The following is a 25,006-nucleotide window of genomic DNA, read 5'->3' on the forward strand; positions in this document are numbered from 1 at the left end:
GAGTTTAGCCTAGCAGTGTCGGCAAGTTTGAGTTAATTCTAAAGTTTCAGATTGGTTTTTAGGAAACTGAGCATTTGTTCATAGTATTTCGCTCTATGCTCATCGTTATAAAAACCGTGGCCTTCGTTATCCATCACCAGTTTTTGGTAAGGATACTTGTGAGCTTTTAAAGCTTTCTCGAGGGATTCGAGTTGCTCAATTGGTGCTCGCTCATCTTCACCACCATGTACCAATAGTATGTTTGCTTTGAGTTTATCGACGTTTTCAGAGGGAGACATTGCTTTGAGTACCGCTTTATCTTGACCTAACACTTCCTTAAGATAGCTTGTTCCTGCACTTCTGCGAGCGACGTCACCTTTATTAAATATCAACTCGAGATTGTATACCCCTGCCATACCTATGGCGCATTTAAACATATCCGGTGCAAGCACTGCACTCTGTAGGGCGCTGTAACCACCGAAGCTACCACCAGCGATACAGATGCGTTCTTTATCGGCAACACCTTGGTCAATGACATATTGAGTTGCATCTATAATGTCATATTGGATGTCGGAACCCCATTTTTGGTAGCCAGCACGTTCAAATTGATCACCATAGCCACCAGAACCTCGAAAGTTGACCTGTAAAACCGCAATACCTTGGCTTGCCAAATATTGGTTTTGTGAATCAAACCCCCACCAATCACGGACACCATGTGGGCCACCGTGAGGATTGACTACTAGAGGCAGATTTTTAGCTTCTTTACCAAAGGGGAGTGTTAAATAACCATGGAGTGTTTTACCGTCGCGACTCGTAAAATTGATAGGTTTAACTTCAGCCATTTGCTCTGGGTCTAGCCATTTTTTAGCTGCAGCAAGGTATTCAAGTTTAAGCTTTTTGGTATCAAACACATAGTAATCGCCAGGATTGCGATCATTAAATGCAAGCACAACTAGCTTTTCCGCATCACGGGTTTCACTGACAATCCGCACTTGATAGCCGGGTAGTACGCCTATGAGATCTTTTAGTAATTTTGCATGGGAATCTTCACTATCGACGAAGGCATAGCTAGGATAGCCATTTTCAAATTCAACGGCATAGAGCTGTTTATTGGTACCGTTAATCCAAAAGTTGCTGGGATCGACATTTTCATCCTGAATAATCTCTTTTTTATCACCTGTTTCGAGATTAATTTTGTATACGCCTAATGTTTCACCTTGTGTTCGTCCCGCGGCATAAATCGTATTTTTGTTATCGGCGAAGGAGATTGGGCTGAAATCAGTTAGACCAAGATTGAGTTTATCAGTGTTCACCCACTCGCCATTTTGACGGTAAAATACTTTTGTGATGTTTTTACCGTCTTCTCCTGCGACAAAACGGACTTCGCCTTCATGGTCTGTCATAAAACGCGCTTGACCTATAGGCGAACCTAGAACACGTTTGCGAACTCCTGAGTATAAATCTACTCGATATACATCTTGTGATAATTCAATGTTAAGGGTGCTTTCGTTGTTCCATGGAATGGCGTTGACCAACATATAGCGCTCATCATCTGGCAGAGGATCGAGGATAAATGCTGTTGCATTAATTGCAGTATTTTTCTTAATGTTTGAACCTGTTTGTTGTTCGCCACTATTGAATCCGAACAGGTATGTGGGACGTGAGCCATCAGCATTAACAGCCATTAATTCGCCATAGTATTGTGGAGCCTCAATCCAACCTTTCAGATACTCTTTTGCCAGAACGACTCGTTCGCTATTTGCCCATTCGTAATCACCTACTTGGGCATTGCTCGGGAAGCGTATGGCATTAAGGAGTTTTTTAGTTTGTGCATCTAATACAAGGAGTACTTTTTTGCCATCAACACTGGTAATAGCACTTAAGTATTTGCCTGTTGGAGATATCTTTACGTTTGAGTATTCACTACCTTTACTAAACAACTGAGCCTGTGACAAGGCGTTAGGGTTTGCAGTATCTGCGGCAAATGTAGAGATTGGCAGCATTGGTAAGCAAAGCGCAGTCAAAGTTGCTAATTGGACGAGTTTCATTAGACATCCCTGTAATGTAATTGTGGTTATTTTGTTTTTTAAATGTTTTTGAGGATAAAACAAAAGTGCTAGTCAGACAAGGAGGGAACGCTAAAAAATAAAGGACGGTATTACCGCCCTTTATACTGAAAAATCATTAGCTTTGGAGTAGTTGATGTTGAATAAAACGCCACTGTTCATCGAAGTGGGTGGTCGGTTTGAGTTTGAATTCACTTCGCACAAATTGCGCAATTCTACCTTCGGCAAAGGCCAACAGTAAATTGGCTAATATGGCTTCATCTAGGTTAAAGCCTCTACCTTCCCGAAGTGTCTTTTCCCGTAAAATTTGCTTTAACTGGGTTTCAATTTTTGCAAATAAACTACTAATACGACTTCGCAGACGTTCATTTTCACCTAACAGTGCATCACCATTGAGTACTCGAGAGATCCCTGGATTACGTTCAGCAAAAATCAGTAGCAGTTGTAGCATGAGCTGGCAGCGCTTCATGGTATCTTTCTCATCATCCATGATGATGTTGATGCGTGAGAGCAGTGACTCTTCGATAAACTCAATGAGCCCTTCAAACATTCGCGCTTTACTAGGGAAGTGACGATAAAGTGCGGCTTCCGAAACCCCCACTTCTGAGGCTAGTTTTGCCGTAGTGATCCTTTGCCCAGGACTGGTTTCTAGCATTTGTGCTAAGCATTGCAAGATATGCTCACGACGATTAATTTTTGGGCTTACAGCCATTGCAGTATCCTTCGCTCAATAACGACTGGTAGTTATTTCGTGCCTGAATGGCCAAATCCACCTTCACCACGGTCTGAGCTGTCGAACTCATCAACGAGTTTGAATTGTGCTTGCACCACAGGGACAAATACCAATTGTGCGAGACGGTCGCCAATGTCTAAAGTGAATGGACTATTGCTTCTATTCCAACAAGATACCATCAATGGCCCTTGGTAGTCGGAATCGATAAGTCCAACTAAATTTCCAAGTACAATACCGTGCTTATGACCTAGACCTGAGCGCGGTAAAATCACAGCGGCTAATCCTGGGTCGGCCACATGGATGGCAATGCCAGTGGGGATAAGCTGGGTTTCACCGGGGGCTATCGTCATTGTGGTATCTATCATGGCACGAAGATCCATACCTGCACTACCTAGTGTGGCGTAAGCAGGTAAAGGAAATTCTGAGCCGATTCGAGAGTCGAGAATTTTTAATTCAATCGGTGTTTTCATGTATTTGTTTTTTCTTTCACTATCAACGAAAGTAATTGCCGTGCTAGCGTGAGTTTGTCGGTCGCAGGCAAATCTTGACTGCCGAGCGGCCAGAATACACGCAGGGCATTGGTATCGGCATTGAAGCCTTGGCCAGTAACTGAAACGTCATTAGCGGCGATCATATCCAAGTTTTTACGTTTGAGTTTATCGCGGGCGTAGGTTTCAACATCATGGGTTTCGGCGGCAAATCCCACCACAAAAGGACGGTTTGGCAAGCTCGCAACCGTGGCTAAGATATCAGGATTCCTCTCTAGTGCAAGTTGCATTTTTTCTGCCGATTTTTTGATCTTACAAGTAGCAATATCGCTAATGCGGTAGTCTGCAACGGCGGCGCAGCCAATAAAAATATCTTTTTTATCAACATTATCCATAACAGCATCGAGCATATTTTGCGCAGATCCAACATCGATGCGTGCTACGCCTTCAGGGGTACTTAGGTTCACTGGACCTGAGACTAAGGTGACGGCTGCGCCCATATCCGCTGCGGCTTTGGCGAGCGCAAAGCCCATTTTCCCAGAACTGTGATTGGAAATATATCTGACGGGATCTATCGCTTCACGGGTTGGCCCGGCGGTGATCAGCACCGACTGGCCTGCAAGAGGCTGCGCAGAGACTTCTTTTGTTGCAAAAAAATCACTGGCTAGCTCGGCAATTTCTAGCGGTTCGAGCATACGTCCAGGGCCGACTTCGCCGCATGCTTGGCTGCCGCTGGCTGGACCCCAAAGGGTATAACCACGGCTTTGCAGGCTTGTTAAATTCGCTTGAGTGGCGAGATTACGATACATCTGTTGATTCATCGCTGGACACAGAGCGATGGGGGCTTCGGTAGCTAGGCAGGTTGTGGTAATTAACTCATCTGCCATGCCTGCATTGATACGGGCGAGTAAGTTGGCCGTAGCGGGGGCGATAATCACTAAATCGGCCCAACGAGCAAGCTCTATATGGCCCATAGCAGCTTCTGCCGCAGGATCCAGTAGGCTAGATGCCACAGGATGTCCAGATAACGCTTGCAGCGTGAGAGGCGTGATAAATTCCATCGCACTTTGGCTCATCACGACGCGCACATCAAAACCACGCTCTTTTAAGCGTCGCACTAAATCGGCACTTTTATAGGCGGCAATGCCGCCGCCAATGCCCAGCAGGACGTTTTTATTTGTGAGACTCACAGACATCATCCGAGATTGAAATAATGCCACCAACGATACCACAACGCGGTGAATTTTAGTGACTATCCCAGTTCAAAAAATCTCGTCCATACTCAGTAAAGTGAAAATATGTGAGGTAACAAGGAGGTCACATGGGCATCAAAGATTGGCCAGAGGGAGAGGGGCCTAGAGATAAACTACTACAAAAAGGAGCTGCCTATTTATCGGATGCAGAGTTACTGGCCGTATTGCTGCGTAATGGTTTAGCGGGTCTTAACGCTGTCGATCTAGCTAGATCGTTGATCAGTGAGTTTGGAGGATTAAGAAATCTACTTTGCGCCCCTAAAAATCAGGTGTGTCGACTTCCTGGCGTAGGGCCTGTAAAATATGCTCAGCTTCAAGCTGCAGCTGAATTAGCGCGGCGTGTCGCACAAGAAAATCTACAAAGAGGTCAGGTTTTGACAAATCCCGATTTAACTCGGGACTATTTAATGAGACAATTAACTGACCGCTCCTATGAAGTGTTCGCAATTTTGCTGCTAGATAGCCAGCATAGAGTGATTCAGTTTGTCGAATTATTCCGCGGCACAATAGACTCAGCCTCAGTGTATCCACGTGAAGTGGTGAGCTTAGTGCTTGAAAAAAAGGCAGCTGCCGTTATAGTGTGTCACAATCATCCGTCTGGTATTGCCGAGCCCAGTCAGGCTGACAGACGAATAACTGAGCGATTAAAAAATGCGTTAGCAACCATAGATGTATCCTTATTGGATCATATGGTTGTAGGTGATCGAGAGATAGTTTCTTTTGCGGAACGAGGCTGGATTAATTAATCTAACACTTGATCTTCACTCTGTGATCGTGTATAAAATGCGCCCTCTTTGTGCCTCGGGCGACGGCCATACGAGGCACATTAATGCTCGAGCGTTAAAATTGTTTTTGGAGAAGATTGACATGTCAAGAGTATGCCAAGTTACTGGCAAGAAGCCGATGGTTGGTAACAACCGTTCGCACGCAAAAAACGCGACCCGTCGTCGTTTTTTACCTAACCTACAAAACCACCGTTTTTGGTTAGAAGAAGAAAAGCGTTTCGTACAGTTACGTGTATCTACTAAAGGTATCCGTCTGATCGATAAGAAAGGTATTGAAGTTGTTGTTGCTGAACTTCGTGCCCGTGGCGAGAAGGTATAATAGATCATGGCTAAAGCTAAAGGTAATCGTGAGAAGATCAAATTAGTTTCAAGCGCTAAGACTGGTCACTTCTACACAACTGAAAAAAACAAGCGTAACATGCCTGAAAAAATGGAAATCAAAAAATTTGATCCAGTTATTCGTCAGCACGTTATCTACAAAGAAGCCAAAATCAAGTAATCCTTGGTTAGTGTTTCGAGAAAAGCCCCTTATTTAAGGGGCTTTTTTTTGCGTTTTTTTAGTGGTTCGTCATCAAGTTGAGATTATTTCCTCGCAAACTTAAGCTGCTGAATCATCTCCTGTGAAGTTAAAAAATTGTGAATACTCGCGGAAAATATAAAATAGTGCGGTTATAAGCACTTTAATTCATTAAAACTGTATTTTAGTGAGAATAAATTCTTTATATGTGAATTAAAATGCAATACCATACGCGAAAATTAGCGATTCACTCTTGGCGCGTCATCGTGATGCTGCCAGCACAAAATGAGGTGTAAATAACGCGTGCGTACCACTGAACTGGTTGATGGATTTCGTCATTCTGCCCCCTATGTTAATGCTCACAGAGGTAAAACTTTTGTGGTCATGCTGGGTGGTGAAGCTTTGGCTCAAAATCAATTCCGCGCCATCTTAAATGATGTCGCCCTGCTGCACAGTTTAGGGATTAAAGTGGTGTTGGTATATGGCGCTCGGCCGCAGATTGATGCTGCATTGGCCGCTAACGGTATTGCGCCTGCCTACCACGAAGGTGTGCGTATCACGGATGAAGATTCGCTCAAAGTGATTAAGCAAGTTGCGGGTGCACTGCAATTCGATATCACCGCGCGTTTATCCATGAGTTTAAGTAATACGCCGATGCAAGGTGCGCAAATTAACTTAGTGAGTGGCAACTTTGTGATTGCTCAACCACTGGGTGTGGATAATGGTGTGGATTTTTGCTTGAGTGGCAAAGTGCGTCGTATCGATGTGCAAGGCTTAAAACGTCAGTTAGATAATCACTGCATCGTATTGATGGGGCCGATTGCGGCTTCGGTTACTGGTGAAAGTTTTAATCTCACCGCTGAGGAAATCGCGACTCAAGTGGCGATTAAGCTTAAAGCCGACAAGATGATAGGTTTTAGCTCTCAGAACGGTATTCTCGATCGTAACGGCGATGTGATTGCCGAGCTGATGCCAAATGATGCGCAAAACATTATGAACAAGCTGGCCGAACAAGGTTCTGCCTGTGTGGGCACTATGGCCTTCTTGAAGGCGAGTATTGATGCCTGTCGTAATGGCGTGCCGCGTTGTCATTTAGTGAGTTATCTTGAAGATGGCGCCTTACTGCAAGAATTGTTTTCCCGTGAAGGCATAGGCACGCAAATAGTGACCGAGAGTGCCGAGCGTTTACGCCGTGCTTCTATCGCCGATATTGGTGGCGTATTGAACCTTATTCGCCCATTGGAAGAGCAAGGTATTCTGGTGCGTCGCAGCCGTGAGCAGCTCGAGATTGAAATCGAACAGTTTATGCTGATTGAACGTGATGGCTTAGTGATTGGCTGTGCCGCGCTTTACCCTTTTGAAGAGGATAATGCCGGGGAGTTTGCTTGTCTTGTGGTACATCCTGATTATCGTGATGCCGACAGAGGTAGCCTACTGCTGAAGAATATTATTGGCCAGGCTCGTAGCCGTGGTTATTCCCGTTTGTTTGCATTGACGACTCGCAGCATTCACTGGTTTTTAGAACATGGCTTTGTGATTGAAGATGTTGATGCATTGCCGCAGAAGAAAAAGCAGTTGTATAACTATCAACGCCGCTCAAAAATTCTCGCACTCGATCTCTAAGTTATTCAACATTCAATCAATGCCAGCCTAGTACTCATATTAGCGCTGGCATTTTTATTGACATAATATGTCTTTGTTGGCAGATTAAGGCTTCACTGTACGGGAGATGCTGCCAATGAGCCCTCAATTTTTTGAACTCGCCCCTTTAACCCAGACTTCTATCTTCAGCTTTATCATCTTATTGCTCGGGATCGCAGGTATCTTGCTGATGTTGTGGCTAAAAAACATGCCTAAAATAGCAAAATCAGCGAGTTTAGGCATATTGCTGGTGATGATGGGCGGATTTTCTTGGGTCTTTTATCAATCCAATAGCGCCGAATTAGTGTTAACCGATACAGAGCTCACATTGGATGTTCCTTTCTATAAAGTGCAGTTATCCCGCGCGGATTTATTACCTGCCGAGGCGCGCATAGTCGATTTGCAGCAAGAGGCAGATTTAACACCGAGCTTTAAAACGAATGGTATAGGTATGCCTGGATTTCAATTAGGTTGGTTTAACTTACAGGGGAAGACTAAAGCATTTTTGGCGATAACAGATAAATCGCAGTTAGTGTTAGTGCCAACGACTAAAGGCTGCAGTTTATTACTGACAGTACCACAAGGGAGTGAGTTTTTAGCACAGTTACAGAAGTAATCATCAGTCATCACTTCTGCCACTGTGTTTATTGGCGTGATAATGTTTACGCTGGTTTGCGTTTATAGGCCATATCTAAGGTGAAGACTAACAGCGCGCTCCAGATAAAACCGAAGGTCACGCCTTTTTCGGCATCGAAGGGCTCATTGAACAGACTCACCGCGAGGATAAACATAATACTCGGGCCTATATATTGGAAAAAGCCGAGCATAGACAATGGAATACGTACCGCTGCCCCTGCAAAACACAGCAAAGGAATCGTGGTAACTATCCCCGCAGCCATTAACATCAGATTCAATTGCCAATCGTTAGTCAGCATGCTCGCCGTGGCCGTGTCTAAGGTTGCGACGAGATAAACCAGTGCAACCGGTAATAGCACTGCGGTTTCGACTAATAAGCCTGCTTTGGCATCTACATTGACCTTTTTTCGCAGCAGTGCATAAAAGCCAAAAGTGCCAGCGAGTGCCAGTGAGACGATGGGAATTGAGCCAAAAGAGATTAACTGGATCAATACGCCAGCACTGGCGAGTGCGACCGCGAACCATTGTAATTTACGCAGCCTCTCACCTAGAAATAGCATACCGAGCAAGACGTTAAGTAGAGGGTTGATGAAGTAGCCTAGGCTGGCATCGAGCATGTGGTCGTTATTTACCGCCCAGATAAATAGTAGCCAGTTTCCCGCAATCAGGATGGAGGTAATGACGAGGACGATAAGCTGCTTAGGCTGTTTAAACAGTAAGCGTAAACGAGAAAAACCGCCGATAAATTGCATAATGATCAGCATAAATACGAATGACCAAATCACCCGATGAAGCAAAATTTCGGTGGCGGAAACATGGTTGAGTAATTTGAAATATAAAGGCGCAAAACCCCACATACAGTAAGCACTGACGGCAAGTAGGATCCCTTTGCGGTATTCACGATCTGGCATGAGACATCTTCGAAGAACAACAAGGTGGCGATTGTAGGTGTGTCTGACCGCTGACTCAAGGGCATCGCCGCGTTCTTTTCGTTACAGAATATCTCTGCCAGAGATTGAATGGACGATTAAAGTCATCATCAAGATGTTTACCTTAGTCCGTTTTGAACCATAAGACAGCAATAAACATCTAGAGTTAATCTCCTAACCAACCATATAAGTCCCTGTTCCAAAAGCGATATGCGTACCTTGCTCATTATGCAGTTCCATGCGGCATACTGAAACTCGATTACCCGCACGAATGACGCTGCCCGTACCCGTGAAGGTGAGACCGCGTCCCGGCCGCAGATAATCGACGCGCATATCAATCGTTCCTAAAGTTTGGAGGCGTTGTTGTAATTCTTCAATCGTCCAATCTTCACGGCTGGCGACCAGTCCTGCAAATGCGGTGAGTCCGCCGACCACATCCAGTACTGTAGCTGTGACACCGCCGTGGAGGATCTGTTGATGGATATTGCCAATAAGTTCTGGTTTCATATTGATGACCACTTCGACACCGTCGACATCGTAGCGTTTAATATCGAGCCCGAGCAGATTATGAAAAGGGACATGTTGATCAAAGACTTCTGCCACTCGGCTTAATATTTCGGCTTGGATTGGGCTTGTCATGGTTTCTGGTCCTTGTCACTGAGTGACGGTATTAGGCGTAATTGGATTTGTTATCAACACTTAGATTAGGAAAGTGCGGCTTAGAGCAATTAATCTACAGTGAACCTCACTACGAATGCAACTGTGCCACTAATGCTAAGTGCTCAGGCTAAGTGACTCTGATGAGGCCATGGCGGATTTTAAGGTACTTTAAATTCCCGCTGAATCCTGCATTTTGAGGTCGTTTGGGTATAGAATAGGCCCCCTCACTTTTGACATAGAAGATCCATGGAAAAGCTCGTACTCGACACGCATGATGATCCGCTCTCGCAACGCTTAGCACAGGTGTTTGGTTACCGTGACTTTAGGGACGGTCAGCGGGAGGTGATAGAACGTGTCTGCGGCGGGCAAGATTGCTTAGTGATCATGCCAACGGGCGGCGGTAAGAGCCTGTGTTATCAGTTACCCGCTTTGATGATGAATGGCATCACTATTGTCGTCTCCCCATTGATTTCTTTGATGAAAGATCAAGTCGATAGCTTATTGCAAACCGGTGTTGCTGCGGCTTATCTGAATTCTTCTTTGCCGCGAGAGCAGAGTGCCGAGGTATTAAGGCAGCTACGCCACGGTGAGTTAAAACTACTTTATGTGTCACCTGAGCGCTTATTAACCGCTGATTTTATTGAGCGTATGCAGTCGCTGCAGCTGGCGATGTTTGCCATCGACGAGGCGCACTGTATTAGTCAGTGGGGCCATGATTTTCGCCCTGAATATGCGGCGCTAGGCCAGTTAAAACAACTCTTCCCCTATGTGCCTATGATGGCGCTGACTGCAACAGCAGATCAGGCAACGCGCCAAAGTATTTGTGAGCGTTTAGGTATTGAGCCTTACCGACTATTATCGAGTTTTGATAGGCCGAATATTCGCTATACAGTTGCCGAAAAACTAAATGCCGCTAACCAGTTACGACATTTTCTACTACAACAAAATGGTAGCAGCGGGATTATTTATTGCAGTAGCCGTCGCCGTGTTGATGAGGTGGCCGATCGTTTATGCCTGCAAGGTTTTAATGCCAAGGCTTACCATGCGGGGATGACGCAGGAAGACCGTGGTGCAGTACAGGACAGTTTCCTTAAAGATCAAATTGATATCGTCGTTGCGACCGTGGCGTTTGGTATGGGGATCAATAAGTCGAACGTGCGCTTTGTGGTGCATTACGATATCCCGAAAAGCATCGAAGCCTATTACCAGGAAACGGGCCGAGCTGGGCGTGATGGGCTCGACGCTGAAGCTTTTATGCTATTTGATCCGGCCGATATTGGCCGAGTGCGACATTTGATTGAACAGTCCGAGCCGGGGCCGCAGCAACAGGTCGAATTCCACAAACTCAATACCATGGCGGCCTTTGCTGAGGCGCAAACCTGTCGCCGCCAAGTGCTGCTGCATTACTTTGATGAAAGTGCATTAGAGCCCTGTGGTAACTGCGATATTTGCCTCGATCCGCCTAAGCGCTATAACGGCACCGAAGATGCGCAAAAGGTGCTGTCGTGTATTTATCGACTAGGACAGCGATTTGGTATCAATCACTTAATTGAAGTGTTACGCGGTTCGAAAGGCGCACCGATAGTCGATCGAGGGCATGACAAACTCACGACTTGGGGGATTGGTAAAGATAAAAGCCATGAATATTGGCTGAGTGTGATCCGTCAACTCATTCATCTGGGATTAGCAAGCCAAGATGTGACTCGTGGCTCCTCTATTACCTTAAACCCATCGGCACGACCTGTGCTCAAAGGGGAAGTGGCGTTAATGCTTGCTGAACCGCGTATTCAGTTAACAACCACAAAACGTAAGGCGAGTCAGTCTAAAGCACCGCTTAATTATGACCGTAAGTTATTTGCGCGGCTAAAATTGTTGCGAAGAACCATTGCCGAACAGCAGGACGTGCCGCCATATTTAGTGTTTAACGATGCGACACTCGCAGAAATGGCGGCCATGATGCCAACGAGTGCGGGTGAAATGCTCGCGGTTAACGGGGTTGGCGAGCGTAAACTCAGCCGTTTTGGTGACGATTTCCTTGATGAGATTGCAGCTTATTTAGCTGGAGAGTGATTATCCTGACTATTTTCACTGATCTTAATCTTACCTAATTGATTGATGCCAGCGCGCTTAATCAGAGATTCTAAAGTGTCAAACTGCTGCAATGCGGCAATGCCAATATAAACTCTATTCGACCCCTGCCAAGGTTGAATCGCTGCCGTTAACTGATTGACAACACGCTGCGCCCCTATCGCTGAGGTATGGGGTAATACAATTACTATTTCATCCATGGAATAGCGGATGAGTTTATCGTGCTCACGTAATTTATGTTGTAGCTCATCTTGCAGTGGTGGCAGGTCCACTTGACGGATCTGGCTGGCATTAAAGAGCAGTAGTGCCAGGGGATAGTTGCCTTGTTTTGCGCTGTTTAGGGCCGATTCCAATTGTTGTATTGGGGATAATGACTGGCTGTCATTATCCGTTGCTGGGGCGCGATTATTTTGTTTATCAATAAAATACCAAATAGCACCGCCCAGTATTGTCATCGCAAGTAAAAAAAGAGTGCTATATGCCCAATCTAGATTGAGTTCATCAAGGATGTTAGGATTTTGCGTGTTAGGCGCAGTTTCCTGCGGTAAATCTTGTTGATTGATGCGTGCTTTGAACTGCAATATACGAGTATTGTTCATCGCTTCATTTGCGAATTCTGAAGCCTGATGACGTTTTAGTAGAAAGTCATATGCCTGTTTAAAATCTCCTTTATCTACGTAATAGTCACTTAATATTCGGTAGAATTCTTTTAAATCTGAGTATTGCTTTAAACTTTCTCCCTGTTCAATTGCGGATTGCATTAGGGTTAATGCTGCCTCATCTTGAGATTGGGCGAAACGGATCTGTGCCAAGAGACGAGTAGAGCGCATCACGGCAACGAGCTGGTTTTGTTTTTGAAAGCTATTGATACTGATGGAAATATATTCTTCGGCTGTATCTATACGTCCTTTATCTAAGGAGATAGAGGCCAAAATTGCATAGCTGTAAGCGAGTTCTAAGGGGGAGCCTATTTCAGGAAGTAAGGCTTTTGCTTGTTTTTCGAGTTGGTCACTATAGTCAAATTCTTGATTATCGAATGCAATACGTGAGGCATTACGAAGAATGACATGCAGTACTTTTCCTTTTGCATCAGAACTTTGCAGCGCTAAATTGGTGTAATACATGGCCTGTGGAAAATCATGGGTGGCATAGAGTAAATTACCCATAGCGGCATATATGTAAGCCTGCGGCGGCCAAATCCAGTTTTGTGTTTGGCTATGAATATCAGGATAAATATCAATCGCAAGTCGTAAATCTTCGATGGCCGATGAGAAGTTGTCTGTATCTGTATCGAGTTGTCCTCGTAATCTTAAACTATCAATTAAAGACTGAGGTTGTTGGTAGCGTCTAGCGAGTGTAATGGCTGAATCGAGTAATGGCAGAGCATTCTGGATATTATTGTTATTAAGGTGTGCTTCGGCTTGGCATGTTAAAAAGTAGGGACGAGCTTGATCGAGTTTCAGTCGTTTAGCTTTTGCTTCACCCAACTGGGCGAGATTAATCGCGGCTTTATTTTCCCCTAATTGCAGCAAGTTTTGGCACTTCAAAATACTGAGACGGAGCTGATCAATGTCTGATGCTTTTTCCGTTACGGGTTGTTTTTCAAGGGTTGCTATTTGATTAAAGGCTTTAGTCGGATATTGGTAGATGATTTCGGTCAATTCATCGAGTTGACTGTTAGCACAGGCATTAAGAGTAACAAGCCATAAGAGCATGCTCAGTGCCAAGACGCGAAAATCCATTTTGTGCTCCATAGAATGCGTAAACTCTATTATCCATAATCAGTGAGGCTGGATTATAACTTTTCTTAATCATTTTTTGCATAAAAAACTATTTTTTTCTAAGTGAGATAAATTAACACATCTGAATGATTTCTGAATCCAAACAGCGGGTTAATTCTGTGGGAACGATCACTAATTGAAGGATAAAACTCACAATTAGTTGGCTGATGACAAGTCAAATCAGTAGAGCATGAAAAAATTGGGGTTGACACTATCGGCTAGGCAAGTTAAATATTAACCGTCCTCAATAATTCAAACAGAATAAATATACAGATTAAATGAATATTATTAGCCGCAAACTCGACCTCCTCCTCTCTCTCCTCGCGGTTTATACGCGGAGGTCTTAGTGTTGCACGCTCGATAAAGAGGCAAAGCATTCACAAACCCCGCACAAATGTTGCGGGGTTTTTTGTATCTGAATACGGCAAAAATTAACTAACGAACGGTGACGTTCCATGGAGAAGCGAGATGTCTAACAGAGTCATAATATTTGATACCACCTTGCGTGATGGTGAGCAGGCGTTAGCCGCAAGTTTGTCGGTCAAAGAAAAGCTACAGATCGCTATGGCGCTGGAACGTCTCGGTGTGGATGTGATGGAAGTGGGTTTTCCGGTTTCTTCGCCCGGTGATTTTGAATCGGTGCAGACCATAGCGCGCACCATCAAAAATAGCCGTGTTTGTGCCTTATCCCGCGCATTGGAAAAGGATATAGATGCTGCGGCGCAGGCTTTGTCCGTTGCTGACCAATTCCGTATCCATACCTTTATCTCGACCTCGACTATTCACGTTGAGAGCAAGTTGAAGCGCTCGTTTGATCAAGTGTTAGAAATGGCCGTGGGCGCAGTGAAGTATGCCCGCCGTTTTACTGATGACGTGGAGTTTTCCTGTGAGGATGCGGGGCGTACGCCCATCGATAATCTATGTCGCATGGTAGAGGCCGCCATTCTTGCTGGCGCGCGCACCATTAATATTCCCGATACGGTCGGTTACACAGTACCAAGCGAGTTTGGCAATATCATTCAGACTTTGTTTAATCGGGTGCCGAATATCGACCAAGCGGTGATCTCAGTGCATTGCCACGATGACTTAGGTTTATCTGTGGCTAACTCGATTACCGCTGTACAGCACGGTGCGCGTCAAATTGAATGTACCATCAATGGCATAGGTGAGCGTGCGGGTAACTGTTCACTGGAAGAGATCGCGATGATCTTAGCGACGCGTAAGGGAATGTTAGGGCTAGAAACGGGCATTAATGCCAAAGAAATTCACCGTACTTCTAATTTAGTCAGCCAGTTATGCAATATGCCAGTGCAGGCGAACAAGGCGATTGTCGGTGCCAATGCCTTTACCCATTCGTCGGGCATCCATCAGGATGGCATGTTAAAAGCACAAAATACCTATGAAATCATGACGCCAGAAAGTATAGGTTTGAATCGCAACAACTTGAATATGACCTCGCGCTCGGGTCGCCATGTGATCAAGCATCGCATGGAGGAAATGGGCTATAGCGAGCACGATTACAATATGGATACTCTGTATGAAGAGTTTCTAAAATTGGCAGATAAAAAAGGCCAAGTATTTGATTATGATTTAGAAGCCTTAGCCTTTATGGAAGCACAGGCCGAAGAAGACAATCACTATCAATTGCAGCAATTAGTGGTGCAGTCCGACTCAACTGAAGGCGTTGCTACGGCGACTGTGCGTATCGAAGTGGGCGGCGAAATTAAAACCGAAGCCGCAACGGGTAATGGTCCTGTTGATGCTGCCTATAACGCGATTGCTCGCGCAACCGATCGTCGAATCGATATCATCAGCTATAAGTTAGGTGCTAAGGGCGTAGGTCAAAATGCCTTAGGCCAAGTGGACATTACCGCGGTTTACCACGAGCAGAACTTTCACGGCGTAGGCTTAGCGACCGATGTGGTCGAAGCCTCGGCGCGCGCTTTAGTGCATGTGATGAACTTAACGTGCCGCGCAGACAAGGTCGCCGATTACAAACAAAGCATGCAAAAAAATCGAGAGCTAGGCGGCGTCTAGTCGCTAAAAGCATCCAAAGAATAGCAAGGTCGAGCATAAAGCATTTACATTTAAAGGAGTTGGCTGGCGTATGAGTTATCAAATAGCAGTATTAGCAGGGGATGGGATCGGCCCAGAAGTGATGGCAGAGGCGCGTAAAGTGTTGCGTGAGGTTGAAGCGCGTTTCGATTTGAATATCGAATACACTGAATTCGATGTTGGCGGTATTGCCATTGATAACCACGGTTGTCCCTTACCCGATGCCACACTAAAGGGCTGTGAAGCGGCCGATGCGATCCTATTTGGTTCAGTCGGTGGCCCTAAGTGGGAAAAGTTACCGCCAAATGAACAACCTGAGCGCGGCGCGCTATTGCCACTGCGTGGTCACTTCGAACTGTTTTGTAATCTGCGCCCAGCTAAATTGCATGATGGCTTAGAACATATGTCACCGCTGCGTAGCGATATCTCTGCCCGTGGATTTGATGTCTTATGTGTACGCGAGTTAACCGGCGGCATTTATTTTGGTAAGCCAAAGGGTCGTCAAGGCGAAGGCGAAAATGAAGAAGCCTTCGATACCATGCGTTATAGCCGCCGCGAAATTAGCCGTATCGCCCGCATTGCCTTCGAAGCCGCCCGTGGTCGCCGTAAAAAAGTGACCTCAGTGGATAAAGCCAACGTACTGGCTTGTTCAGTCTTATGGCGCCAAGTGGTCGAAGAAGTGGCGGTGGACTTCCCCGATGTCGAGCTTGAACACATTTATATCGATAATGCGACCATGCAGTTGCTACGTCGTCCCGATGAGTTCGATGTGATGCTATGTTCTAACCTGTTCGGCGACATTTTATCCGACGAAATCGCCATGTTAACGGGCTCTATGGGCTTGTTGTCATCGGCGAGCATGAACAGCACTGGCTTTGGTTTATTTGAACCAGCGGGTGGCAGTGCGCCCGATATCGCGGACAAAGGCATTGCAAACCCTATCGCCCAAATTCTGTCGGCGGCATTAATGTTGCGTCACAGCTTAAAGCAAGAAGAAGCTGCGTGTGCGATTGAGCGTGCCGTAAGCAAAGCATTAAATTCTGGCTACTTAACCGGTGAGCTATTGAGCAGCGACAAGCGTAGCCAAGCTAAATCAACCGCCGAGATGGGTGACTTTATCGCCAATGCTATAAAGGAAGGTGTGTAATGACGACTGTGCCAAAAAACTCGGTGGCAAAAACGCTGTATCAAAAAGTATGGGATGCCCACGTTGTAGCGACTCCTGAAGGTGAAGCGCCGATCATTTATGTCGATAGACATTTAGTCCATGAAGTGACTTCTCCCCAAGCATTTAGTGGCTTAAAAGTGGCGGGCCGCAAACTGCGTGCACCGGAAAAAACCTTTGCCACTATGGATCATAATACTTCGACCCGCAGCGCCAGCTTGGATGCCCTAAGCCCAATGGCGCGCACACAGGTTGAAACCCTAGCGCAAAACTGTAAAGACTTTGGCGTGCGTTTATACGACATTCATCATCCTAATCAAGGGATTGTGCATGTGATGGGCCCTGAGTTGGGTATTACCTTACCCGGCACTGTGATTGTCTGTGGTGATTCCCATACCGCGACCCATGGCGCCTTTGGGGCGCTGGCGTTTGGGATTGGCACATCTGAAGTTGAGCACGTTTTAGCGACGCAAACTCTGCGTCAGTTAAAAGCTAAGACCATGAAGATTGAAGTGCGTGGTCATCTCACCGATGGCGTGACCGCCAAAGATATCGTACTCGCTATTATTGGCAAAATCGGCATGGATGGCGGCACGGGTTATGTGGTGGAGTTCTGCGGTGAGGCGATTGAAGCCCTGTCGATGGAAGGCCGCATGACAGTGTGCAACATGGCAATTGAGATGGGCGCTAAGGCGGGCATGGTCGCGCCGGATCAAACCACTTTCGATTATTTAGCAGGCCGTGAATTTGCACCTAAGGGCGAAGATTGGACTGAGGCAGTCGCTTACTGGAAAGCCATTAAAACCGATGACGGCGCCGTATTTGATGCTGTCGTTGAATTAGATGCCGCTGATATCGCACCGCAATTGACTTGGGGCACTAACCCCGGCCAAGTCGTAGCGATCGATGGTAAAGTGCCTAATCCTCTTGATGAAGCCAACCCAAGCACCCGTGCCAGTATGGAGAAGGCTTTAGAATACATTGGCCTGAGTGCGGGCACGCCGATGACAGACATCAGTATCAACAAGGTATTTATCGGCTCTTGCACTAACTCACGGATTGAAGATTTACGCAGCGCCGCCGTACATGCTAAAGGCCGCAAAGTCGCGAGTGGCGTCACCGCGATTGTCGTACCTGGTTCTGGTCAAGTGAAAGCCCAAGCCGAAGCCGAAGGTTTAGATAAAATCTTTATCGAAGCCGGATTCGAGTGGCGTTTACCGGGTTGCTCTATGTGTTTAGCGATGAACGATGACAGATTAGAAGCGGGTGATCGCTGCGCTTCGACCAGTAATCGTAATTTCGAAGGTCGCCAAGGCCGCGGCAGTCGCACCCATTTAGTGAGCCCTGCAATGGCCGCCGCCGCTGCGGTGGCTGGGCATTTTGTCGATATTCGTAAACCTTACTAATTACCGTAAACCCAAGAGGAGAAGTTAATGCAACCTTTTACGACCCATACCGGGCTTGCGGTCATGATCGACAGCACCAATATCGATACGGATCAGATCATTCCGAAACAGTTTTTGTCTAAAGTGACGCGCGATGGTTTTGGCGTGCACTTATTTCATGACTGGCGTTATTTAGATGATGCGGGCGATGTGCCCAATCCTGAGTTTTCATTGAATCAAAGCCGCTATAAAGGCGCGTCGATTTTATTGGCACAGGAAAACTTTGGTTGTGGTTCAAGCCGCGAACATGCGCCTTGGGCGCTGGCGGACTTTGGTTTGCGCGCCATTATAGCGCCGAGTTTTGCCGACATTTTTTACGGCAACTCAATCAATAATGGCCTATTGCCTGTGGCGTTAACCCATGCGCAGGTGCGTCAGTTGATGGATGAAGTGGCGGCAGAAGAAGGTGCGCAAATCACGGTCGATCTCACAAGCTGTAAAGTGATTTCACCGTCAGGTGCCGAGTTTAGTTTTACGCTGGCAGAGTCGGCGAGACATAAGCTACTCAATGGGTTAGATGCCATTGGGCTGACCTTGTCCCATGCTGCGCAAATCAGTCAGTACGAAACCCAAATCCAAGGCTGGCGGAGTTAAAATTTCAGCGAACACTTGTACCTATGATGATGCAATAATAAAACGCCTTGACGAAAGTCTAGGCGTTTTTGTTAGCACATTTGTTGAGCCTTAATTTAAGTGCATGTATTAAATTGATAATTTATTTATTTGTTATTATGGATGTCTAATTTTAAAAAGAGGTAGTGATTTGTGCTGATATTGCCAATGAATAATGATAAACGCTTGTGCTGTTGTTTTTTTTGCTATCTATTTGTTTGTATTCAATTATTTTATTTTTGTTGCATTTTTGGAACTACATTGAGCGAACGTGTCTAGCCAATTTGTTAGTTGTTTTTGATCTGAAAAGTGATTTTTATCACTAAAAATTTTAATCGAGCAAGTGTTTGTAGTTTTTTTATCTGTTTTATCTCCTCTGGTTGCAAACATCTTCTGCATAAGTAAACTGCAGCGCATTCAATCTGGAGTGTTTACTCTATTTTGCCTGAATGCCGTAGTACTTATTTAAGTAGTACAGATAACAATAAGATAATTAGAGAATGATAATGCAAAAACGTCTTCTGACTTTGGCTGTCACTGCAGCCTTGTTAAGTTCAACGACTCAACTCCATGCCGCTGGTTTCCAATTGGCCGAATATTCTTCTACTGGCTTAGGCCGCGCCTTTGCAGGGGAAGCTGCTATGGCGGATAACGCCTCTGCCCAAGGTCGAAATCCTGCCATGCTCACTTATTTAGAAGGACGTCAGCTTTCTGCGGGTGGTATTTATGTGATGCCAAACGTCGATGTGAAAGGTGATGTGAGCCTAAGCTCGCCGTTACTGGGGCCAGATCCCGTTAAAATGCAAGGCGGCGATGCTCTGGATGTGGCCGATAGCGCGTTGGTGCCAAACTTTTATTATTCAAATCAGTTAAATGATCAATGGACTTGGGGCCTAGCGGTAAACTCTAACTATGGCCTCGCCACAGAATTACCTGCAACCCACGCAGCGGCCATTTTTGGTAATAAGACCTCGGTAACGACCGTTGAGTTTAATCCTAATGTTGCTTATCGCATCAATGATGCAGTCAGTGTAGGCGGTGGTGTGCGAATCGTTTATGGTGAAGGTGAAATCGGTGCTTCATTACCCGGTTGGGTCGATGGTATTAAACCGAGTTTACCTGCGCAAGTGGCTGCCATGTTGCCCCCAGGCGGTACTGAGCTGAAGAGTATGAAGGGTGATGATATTGGCTATGGCTGGCAGTTAGGCGCAAGCTGGCAGATTACCCCCGCTCACCGTTTAGGTTTGGCTTACCATAGCGGCGTTAAGCTAGATCTTGATGGTCATGCTTCAGGGGTCATTTATACGGGTGGCCAAGATGTGTCTATCGAAGGTTATTTACCGCTTGAATTACCCGCATTTGCAGAAATTGCATCCCACCATCAACTGACCGATAACTGGGCCATGCATGCGAGTGTAAACTGGACCGATTGGAGTGTATTTGATCAGTTAGTGGCATATTTCCCCGGCGAGGTTAAACCTAAGGGTGACTTAGAGTCTGATTTAGTGAAAGAAGAACACTTTGAAGATAACTGGCGTTTCGCGCTGGGAACGACCTACCAAGTGAATAATGCTTGGTTAGTGCGTGCCGGTGTCGCTTTAGATAAAACGGCGGCAACAGATGAGTGGCGTACCACTACAATTCCTGACTCTGACCGTTTGTGGTTCTCTGTGGGCGCAGGTTATCAGGCTTCCAAAAATCTGAATGTTGATTTTGCAGTGACGTATATCAAAGCGACAGGCGATGCGCCCATCAACGAACAGCAAAATCTATTAAACTTAGCGACAGTTAACTTTAACGGCGAAGCGAGCGGCAATGTATGGCTTGCGGGTATTCAAATGAGCTACAAGATGTAAGTTCGGTATGTTAAAAAAAGCCCTGAATCTTCAGGGCTTTTTTATGGCTAGAATAAAATTCGTCGGGTTAGCTTACTGGTCACGGCGGAAAATTCCGAATATATTCACTGCATAAGTAGTAAGTCATTTCGATTCTCGCTGATATAAATGTCGACAGAGGATCCAGATAGGATAGTAGCGTGCAGAAAAAATACGTGGTGGCCTTAGATCAAGGCACGACCAGTTCAAGGGCGATAGTGTTCGATCACGATGCAAACATTGTCAGCGTGTCCCAGCGGGAATTTACCCAGTTGTATCCTAATCCAGGTTGGGTCGAGCATGATCCCATGGAGATTTGGGCAAGCCAAAGTTCAGTGTTAGTTGAAGCGCTGGCGCGTGCGGGTATTCACAGCGATGAAGTGGCAGCCATTGGCATAACCAATCAGCGGGAAACCACCGTTATTTGGGAGAAGGCCACAGGTAAACCTATTTATAACGCGATTGTGTGGCAGTGCCGTCGCAGCGCTGAGATTTGTGAGCAACTCAAAGCTCAAGGGTTAGAAGAATATGTGCGTGAGAATACCGGTTTATTACTCGACCCTTATTTTTCAGGCACTAAGATCAAATGGATTTTAGATAATGTGCCAAATGCCCGTGAGCAAGCCGAGCGTGGTGAGTTGTTGTTCGGCACTATTGATACTTGGCTCGTGTGGAAGTTAACCGAGGGCAAGGTGCATGTCACCGATCCCACCAATGCTGCCCGCACGTTGCTATTCAATATCCATAGCCTGGCTTGGGATAATAAGTTACTCGAAGCCTTAGATATTCCCTTGTCTATGTTGCCTGACGTTAAACCCTCCTGCAGCGTGTATGGTACGACACGGATTGCTGGCGAAGGCAGTGAAATCCAAGTTGCAGGAATGGCGGGCGATCAACAGGCGGCACTTTTTGGCCAGTTATGTGTCGAGCCCGGCATGGCGAAGAATACTTACGGCACTGGTTGTTTTTTGTTGATGAATACTGGGACCAAAGCGGTGCGCTCAAACCATGGCTTATTGACTACAGTTGCCGTGGGGCCTAAGGGTGAAGTGAACTATGCCCTTGAAGGTTCAGTCTTTATGGGCGGTGCGACCATTCAATGGTTGCGGGATGAACTCGGGCTTATTCGCGATGCCAGTGATACCGAATACTTTGCCTCTAAGGTCGCCGATACTAATGGCGTATATCTGGTACCCGCTTTTGTGGGACTCGGTGCGCCCTATTGGGATCCCAATGCCCGTGGTGCGCTATTTGGTCTGACACGCGGGGCGAATCGTAATCATATTATTCGGGCAGCGTTGGAATCTATCGCTTACCAGAGTAAAGATTTACTCGATGCCATGATCAAAGACAGTGGCGTCAGCCTTAAGCGTTTAAAAGTGGATGGTGGCGCGGTCGCTAATGATTTTTTGATGCAATTTCAAGCCGACATTACCGATGTCGAAGTGTTAAGGCCAAGCGTTTGTGAGACAACCGCTTTGGGCGCGGCATTTTTAGCTGGGTTGGCCGTGGGCTTTTGGGAGAGTGTGATAGAGCTTGAGCACAAAGCCTGCATCGATAAGCATTTTATCCCTAATATCGATGCCCAGACTCGAGTGCAGCTATATGCAGGTTGGCAGGATGCGGTGGCCAGAACTCGAACATAACTCATTGAATTTTAGCATGCTTAGATTTGGTGTATTGTTTGGTTGTTGCTAAGAAAAAGGCGCTAATCCTGTGGATTGCGCCTTTTTCTTTTTGTGTAATAAGAACTTATACTTCAACATCAATAATATGTTGAGTCTGTGGTTTTTTAATTTCAGCACTATCATCAGTGACTTCAAGTACAGCGCCTTCTTTTAACTCTTTAGCTTTATCTGATGCGCGCCGTTTTTTGTTCTTACTGGTTTCAGACTCTTTGCGCCTATCTCTGACTTTGGCATCTCGGCGCTCTAGCGTCGGAGGCAATTGTGACTGCGGTGCTTCATGGCTATCAGGGGCATTTGCTGTGGCACTATGCACTTGGTCGACGACCCGTTTAGGGTTCAATACGGCTTTTACTGGCTGTGCCAGCATGGCATAAATGCTATCCAATCCACTCATAACGCCTCCTTAGTTCTATCTATCTTAACCTTATATCGGCAGAGGTTGGTTAATATTTAGACTATATGTGATGTTATTCTTCAAAACGCTATCTACACATTGAAGCAACTATTTGCTGCTGATGGGTGATTAAAGGTCATTTTATTAGTCGATTGCCTTATTAATAAATAGAGATAAATACTCAAATTCATCTTTCAACTACCTGAAAGCTAAAGGTTGCTGCTTTTTTCAACTCTATTTATTCCTATGCTTTCCATCGTTTAGCTAATTTGGGTGCGATATTTTGTCAAAACTTTGTCACTAAGCCATAGGCATGACATGCTGCTAACCCGCTTGCCGACTGGCTTTATAAAAGGATTCCATCCCTTGACAATGCTTGTCTACTGTCCCTAAACTTAGCAGTTGTGGGAAATAGTGGATATTTGTGGATCAAAAATCACAGGATGGGATGAATTAGCGTGTTTCGTGGAGCCAGTGCTATCAACTTAGATACAAAGGGACGGATCGCTATTCCAGTGCGATACCGCGAACCTTTGCAGCTTGAGCACCAAGGCCGCATCGTGATTACCGTTGATATTCAATCCGCCTGTTTACTCTTGTATCCAATCCATGAATGGGAATTGATTGAAGCAAAATTATTGAAGCTTTCCGATACCGATAAGACCCAAAGATCTTTAAAACGGCTGTTATTGGGTTATGCCCACGAAGTGGAGCTTGACGGTAACGGGCGAATATTACTGCCACCACCATTGAGGCAATACGCCAATTTAGATAAGCGCATTATGCTGGTGGGACAACTGAATAAGTTTGAGCTGTGGGATGAGCAAGCTTGGCTGCAGCAAATTGATGAATGTCAGGAAACTATTCGAAGTGAGGAGCTTGCTAATAACGAGCGCCTGGCAGATTTTTCACTCTAACGAGTCGCGCTAATTATATTAAGAAGAGAGTATGAGTCAGGAATTTGCCCATTTATCCGTTTTGTTAGCAGAAACGGTTGGCGGTTTAAACATCAAAGACGATGGCATCTATATCGATGGCACGTTTGGCCGCGGTGGTCATTCAAGACAGATATTGCAGCGACTTGGTGACAATGGTCGATTGATTGCAATTGATCGCGATCCCCAAGCGATTGAGGCGGCAAAACAATTTAGTGATGATCCGCGCTTTCAAATTGTGCATGGCGGTTTTGGCCAATTAGCCGATTACGTCGAAGATCTTGGGCTTGTGGGCAAAATTGATGGCGTATTACTCGATTTAGGTGTGTCATCACCTCAACTTGACGATGCCGAGCGCGGTTTTAGTTTTTTGCGAGATGGCCCACTCGATATGCGGATGGACAACAGCCAAGGCCAAACAGCCGCACAATGGTTGGCTCACGCTGAAATTGAAGATATGGCTTGGGTATTTAAGACTTATGGTGAGGAAAAAAACGCCCGTCATATCGCCCGTTGTATTGCTGCTGACCGTGACAAAACGCCATTTTTACGCACTAAAGATTTGGCCGATTTAATTGCGCGTATCACGAAGAATAAAGAACGTAATAAGCACCCAGCAACCCGAGTGTTTCAGGCGATACGTATCTATATCAACAGTGAATTAGACCAAATTGATCAGGCGCTTGAAGGGGCATTAGCTGTACTCGCTCCCCAAGGGCGATTATCCATCATTAGCTTTCATTCCTTAGAAGATCGTATCGTGAAGCGTTTTATCCGTCGTCATAGCCAAGGTGAGAGTGTGCCGTACGGTTTGCCGATCACTGAAGATCAAATTAATAAGTCGCGTAAATTACGCGCCATTGGTAAGGCGATTATGCCATCCGATGAGGAAATTGAACGCAATGCCAGGGCTCGCAGCTCAGTATTACGCATTGCCGAGCGTTTAGATTACTAAGGGGCGAACTGTGAGTAAGCCCTCATTAAATTTACCACGAGTGGTACTACATGATTTGTGGTCACACAAATGGATTTTGTTACTGGCTTTACTCGTGCTCAGTAACGCGGTTGTTGTTGTTTATATCAGCCACGCTAGCCGTAATCTCGCGACACAGTGGGATCAACTGTTACAGGAACGGGATAGGCTGGATATTGAATGGCGCAATTTATTGTTGGAAGAACAAACGCAGACAGAGCATAGCCGTATTACGCGTATTGCATCGAAAGAACTCAACATGAGTCGCCCGTTACCCAGCGAAGAAATTGTGGTAAAGGTGCCGTGAGT

At 45.8% G+C, this 25,006-nt stretch carries 23 protein-coding genes; 15 read left to right on the plus strand and 8 right to left on the minus strand.

Translation table 11 applies throughout. The features are described from left to right. Positions 1-38: 38 nt before the first annotated feature. From MZ182_RS01650 to coaBC, 4 genes are all read right to left on the minus strand, one after another. Positions 39-2,027 carry an alpha/beta hydrolase family protein gene (locus tag MZ182_RS01650; RefSeq protein ID WP_248069026.1) on the minus strand — a complete coding sequence of 663 codons (1,989 nt, stop codon included), beginning with the start codon at positions 2,025-2,027 and terminating at the stop codon, positions 39-41. Positions 2,028-2,163: 136 nt separating this feature from the next. Next, on the minus strand, positions 2,164-2,757 hold the full coding sequence (gene slmA, locus MZ182_RS01655) for a nucleoid occlusion factor SlmA (RefSeq protein ID WP_011787731.1): 594 nt from the start codon (positions 2,755-2,757) through the stop codon (positions 2,164-2,166). A 32-nt stretch (positions 2,758-2,789) separates the two neighbouring features. Continuing rightward, positions 2,790-3,248, minus strand: a complete 459-nt coding sequence (dut, locus tag MZ182_RS01660; protein WP_011787732.1) for a dUTP diphosphatase — start codon at positions 3,246-3,248, stop codon at positions 2,790-2,792. Continuing rightward, positions 3,245-4,465: a bifunctional phosphopantothenoylcysteine decarboxylase/phosphopantothenate--cysteine ligase CoaBC gene (gene coaBC, locus MZ182_RS01665; protein WP_248069068.1), complete on the minus strand. Its 1,221-nt coding sequence runs from the start codon at positions 4,463-4,465 to the stop codon at positions 3,245-3,247. Before coaBC ends, dut begins: the two co-directional genes overlap by 4 nt. A 122-nt stretch (positions 4,466-4,587) precedes the next feature. Between coaBC and radC the strand changes: the two genes are divergently transcribed. From radC to MZ182_RS01690, 5 genes are all read left to right on the plus strand, one after another. Continuing rightward, a complete protein-coding gene (gene radC / locus MZ182_RS01670; RefSeq protein ID WP_011787734.1) occupies positions 4,588-5,265 on the plus strand; it encodes a RadC family protein in 678 nt (225 codons plus the stop codon). A gap of 121 nt (positions 5,266-5,386) precedes the next feature. Further along, a complete protein-coding gene (gene rpmB, locus MZ182_RS01675; RefSeq protein ID WP_006079870.1) occupies positions 5,387-5,623 on the plus strand; it encodes a 50S ribosomal protein L28 in 237 nt (78 codons plus the stop codon). 6 nt (positions 5,624-5,629) lie between these two features. After that, the gene (gene rpmG, locus MZ182_RS01680) at positions 5,630-5,803 is read left to right on the plus strand and encodes a 50S ribosomal protein L33 (protein WP_007651290.1); all 174 of its coding nucleotides are present in this window, start codon (positions 5,630-5,632) and stop codon (positions 5,801-5,803) included. Positions 5,804-6,124: 321 nt separating this feature from the next. Then, positions 6,125-7,444 carry an amino-acid N-acetyltransferase gene (gene argA, locus MZ182_RS01685; RefSeq protein WP_011787762.1) on the plus strand — a complete coding sequence of 440 codons (1,320 nt, stop codon included), beginning with the start codon at positions 6,125-6,127 and terminating at the stop codon, positions 7,442-7,444. A gap of 115 nt (positions 7,445-7,559) precedes the next feature. Beyond that, positions 7,560-8,078, plus strand: a complete 519-nt coding sequence (locus MZ182_RS01690) for a PH domain-containing protein (protein ID WP_248069029.1) — start codon at positions 7,560-7,562, stop codon at positions 8,076-8,078. A 46-nt stretch (positions 8,079-8,124) separates the two neighbouring features. Here MZ182_RS01690 and rarD read toward each other — a convergent pair whose 3' ends face one another. Beyond that, on the minus strand, positions 8,125-9,009 hold the full coding sequence (gene rarD, locus MZ182_RS01695; RefSeq protein ID WP_011787764.1) for an EamA family transporter RarD: 885 nt from the start codon (positions 9,007-9,009) through the stop codon (positions 8,125-8,127). Positions 9,010-9,201: 192 nt separating this feature from the next. Then, a complete protein-coding gene (locus MZ182_RS01700; protein ID WP_248069031.1) occupies positions 9,202-9,666 on the minus strand; it encodes a thioesterase family protein in 465 nt (154 codons plus the stop codon). A 267-nt stretch (positions 9,667-9,933) separates the two neighbouring features. On the opposite strand from MZ182_RS01700, the gene recQ reads away from it, so the two are divergent. Next, positions 9,934-11,757, plus strand: a complete 1,824-nt coding sequence (gene recQ / locus MZ182_RS01705) for a DNA helicase RecQ (protein WP_248069034.1) — start codon at positions 9,934-9,936, stop codon at positions 11,755-11,757. On the opposite strand, the gene MZ182_RS01710 is transcribed toward recQ, so the two are convergent. Continuing rightward, positions 11,739-13,517, minus strand: coding sequence for a diguanylate cyclase domain-containing protein (locus MZ182_RS01710; RefSeq protein WP_014609677.1), 1,779 nt, complete (start codon positions 13,515-13,517; stop codon positions 11,739-11,741). The genes recQ and MZ182_RS01710 overlap by 19 nt on opposite strands. Positions 13,518-14,024: 507 nt before the next feature. Between MZ182_RS01710 and leuA the strand changes: the two genes are divergently transcribed. The 6 genes from leuA (at position 14,025) to glpK (ending at position 22,353) form a co-directional block, all read left to right on the plus strand. Then, positions 14,025-15,593, plus strand: a complete 1,569-nt coding sequence (gene leuA, locus MZ182_RS01715; protein WP_011787768.1) for a 2-isopropylmalate synthase — start codon at positions 14,025-14,027, stop codon at positions 15,591-15,593. Between the two features lie 70 nt (positions 15,594-15,663). Next, positions 15,664-16,758, plus strand: coding sequence for a 3-isopropylmalate dehydrogenase (gene leuB, locus MZ182_RS01720; RefSeq protein ID WP_248069037.1), 1,095 nt, complete (start codon positions 15,664-15,666; stop codon positions 16,756-16,758). Positions 16,759-16,781: 23 nt separating this feature from the next. After that, positions 16,782-18,182 carry a 3-isopropylmalate dehydratase large subunit gene (leuC, locus tag MZ182_RS01725; RefSeq protein WP_248069071.1) on the plus strand — a complete coding sequence of 467 codons (1,401 nt, stop codon included), beginning with the start codon at positions 16,782-16,784 and terminating at the stop codon, positions 18,180-18,182. A gap of 27 nt (positions 18,183-18,209) precedes the next feature. After that, entirely contained in the window at positions 18,210-18,815 is a 606-nt protein-coding gene (gene leuD, locus MZ182_RS01730) for a 3-isopropylmalate dehydratase small subunit (protein WP_248069040.1), read from the plus strand. Between the two features lie 524 nt (positions 18,816-19,339). Continuing rightward, positions 19,340-20,689: an outer membrane protein transport protein gene (locus MZ182_RS01735; RefSeq protein ID WP_248069043.1), complete on the plus strand. Its 1,350-nt coding sequence runs from the start codon at positions 19,340-19,342 to the stop codon at positions 20,687-20,689. Positions 20,690-20,868: 179 nt separating this feature from the next. Continuing rightward, the gene (gene glpK / locus MZ182_RS01740; protein WP_115016452.1) at positions 20,869-22,353 is read left to right on the plus strand and encodes a glycerol kinase GlpK; all 1,485 of its coding nucleotides are present in this window, start codon (positions 20,869-20,871) and stop codon (positions 22,351-22,353) included. Positions 22,354-22,459: 106 nt separating this feature from the next. Here glpK and MZ182_RS01745 read toward each other — a convergent pair whose 3' ends face one another. Continuing rightward, positions 22,460-22,789, minus strand: coding sequence for a hypothetical protein (locus tag MZ182_RS01745; RefSeq protein ID WP_014609682.1), 330 nt, complete (start codon positions 22,787-22,789; stop codon positions 22,460-22,462). A gap of 458 nt (positions 22,790-23,247) precedes the next feature. Between MZ182_RS01745 and mraZ the strand changes: the two genes are divergently transcribed. Genes mraZ through ftsL form a run of 3 tightly spaced genes read left to right on the plus strand, consistent with a single transcriptional unit; the run spans position 23,248 to position 25,004 of the window. After that, positions 23,248-23,706, plus strand: coding sequence for a division/cell wall cluster transcriptional repressor MraZ (gene mraZ, locus MZ182_RS01750; RefSeq protein WP_011787775.1), 459 nt, complete (start codon positions 23,248-23,250; stop codon positions 23,704-23,706). 31 nt (positions 23,707-23,737) lie between these two features. Next, positions 23,738-24,679: a 16S rRNA (cytosine(1402)-N(4))-methyltransferase RsmH gene (gene rsmH, locus MZ182_RS01755; RefSeq protein WP_011787776.1), complete on the plus strand. Its 942-nt coding sequence runs from the start codon at positions 23,738-23,740 to the stop codon at positions 24,677-24,679. Between the two features lie 10 nt (positions 24,680-24,689). Beyond that, on the plus strand, positions 24,690-25,004 hold the full coding sequence (gene ftsL / locus MZ182_RS01760; RefSeq protein WP_011787777.1) for a cell division protein FtsL: 315 nt from the start codon (positions 24,690-24,692) through the stop codon (positions 25,002-25,004). Positions 25,005-25,006: the final 2 nt, after the last annotated feature.

Origin of the sequence: Shewanella sp. JNE2, assembly GCF_023159115.1 — a bacterium.
GTDB classification, from domain to species: domain Bacteria; phylum Pseudomonadota; class Gammaproteobacteria; order Enterobacterales; family Shewanellaceae; genus Shewanella; species Shewanella putrefaciens.

What these genes read in the sequence shown, in the direction of transcription:
- rsmH (WP_011787776.1), top strand. Translation starts at nt 23,738, where the DNA reads ATGAGTCAGGAATTTGCCCATTTATCCGTTTTGTTAGCAGAAACGGTT.
- rpmG (WP_007651290.1), top strand. Translation starts at nt 5,630, where the DNA reads ATGGCTAAAGCTAAAGGTAATCGTGAGAAGATCAAATTAGTTTCAAGC.
- MZ182_RS01650 (WP_248069026.1), bottom strand. Translation starts at nt 2,027, where the DNA reads ATGAAACTCGTCCAATTAGCAACTTTGACTGCGCTTTGCTTACCAATG.
- MZ182_RS01745 (WP_014609682.1), bottom strand. Translation starts at nt 22,789, where the DNA reads ATGAGTGGATTGGATAGCATTTATGCCATGCTGGCACAGCCAGTAAAA.
- dut (WP_011787732.1), bottom strand. Translation starts at nt 3,248, where the DNA reads ATGAAAACACCGATTGAATTAAAAATTCTCGACTCTCGAATCGGCTCA.
- coaBC (WP_248069068.1), bottom strand. Translation starts at nt 4,465, where the DNA reads ATGATGTCTGTGAGTCTCACAAATAAAAACGTCCTGCTGGGCATTGGC.
- radC (WP_011787734.1), top strand. Translation starts at nt 4,588, where the DNA reads ATGGGCATCAAAGATTGGCCAGAGGGAGAGGGGCCTAGAGATAAACTA.
- rarD (WP_011787764.1), bottom strand. Translation starts at nt 9,009, where the DNA reads ATGCCAGATCGTGAATACCGCAAAGGGATCCTACTTGCCGTCAGTGCT.
- rpmB (WP_006079870.1), top strand. Translation starts at nt 5,387, where the DNA reads ATGTCAAGAGTATGCCAAGTTACTGGCAAGAAGCCGATGGTTGGTAAC.
- MZ182_RS01735 (WP_248069043.1), top strand. Translation starts at nt 19,340, where the DNA reads ATGCAAAAACGTCTTCTGACTTTGGCTGTCACTGCAGCCTTGTTAAGT.
- leuD (WP_248069040.1), top strand. Translation starts at nt 18,210, where the DNA reads ATGCAACCTTTTACGACCCATACCGGGCTTGCGGTCATGATCGACAGC.
- leuB (WP_248069037.1), top strand. Translation starts at nt 15,664, where the DNA reads ATGAGTTATCAAATAGCAGTATTAGCAGGGGATGGGATCGGCCCAGAA.
- leuA (WP_011787768.1), top strand. Translation starts at nt 14,025, where the DNA reads ATGTCTAACAGAGTCATAATATTTGATACCACCTTGCGTGATGGTGAG.
- MZ182_RS01700 (WP_248069031.1), bottom strand. Translation starts at nt 9,666, where the DNA reads ATGACAAGCCCAATCCAAGCCGAAATATTAAGCCGAGTGGCAGAAGTC.
- MZ182_RS01710 (WP_014609677.1), bottom strand. Translation starts at nt 13,517, where the DNA reads ATGGATTTTCGCGTCTTGGCACTGAGCATGCTCTTATGGCTTGTTACT.
- slmA (WP_011787731.1), bottom strand. Translation starts at nt 2,757, where the DNA reads ATGGCTGTAAGCCCAAAAATTAATCGTCGTGAGCATATCTTGCAATGC.
- MZ182_RS01690 (WP_248069029.1), top strand. Translation starts at nt 7,560, where the DNA reads ATGAGCCCTCAATTTTTTGAACTCGCCCCTTTAACCCAGACTTCTATC.
- recQ (WP_248069034.1), top strand. Translation starts at nt 9,934, where the DNA reads ATGGAAAAGCTCGTACTCGACACGCATGATGATCCGCTCTCGCAACGC.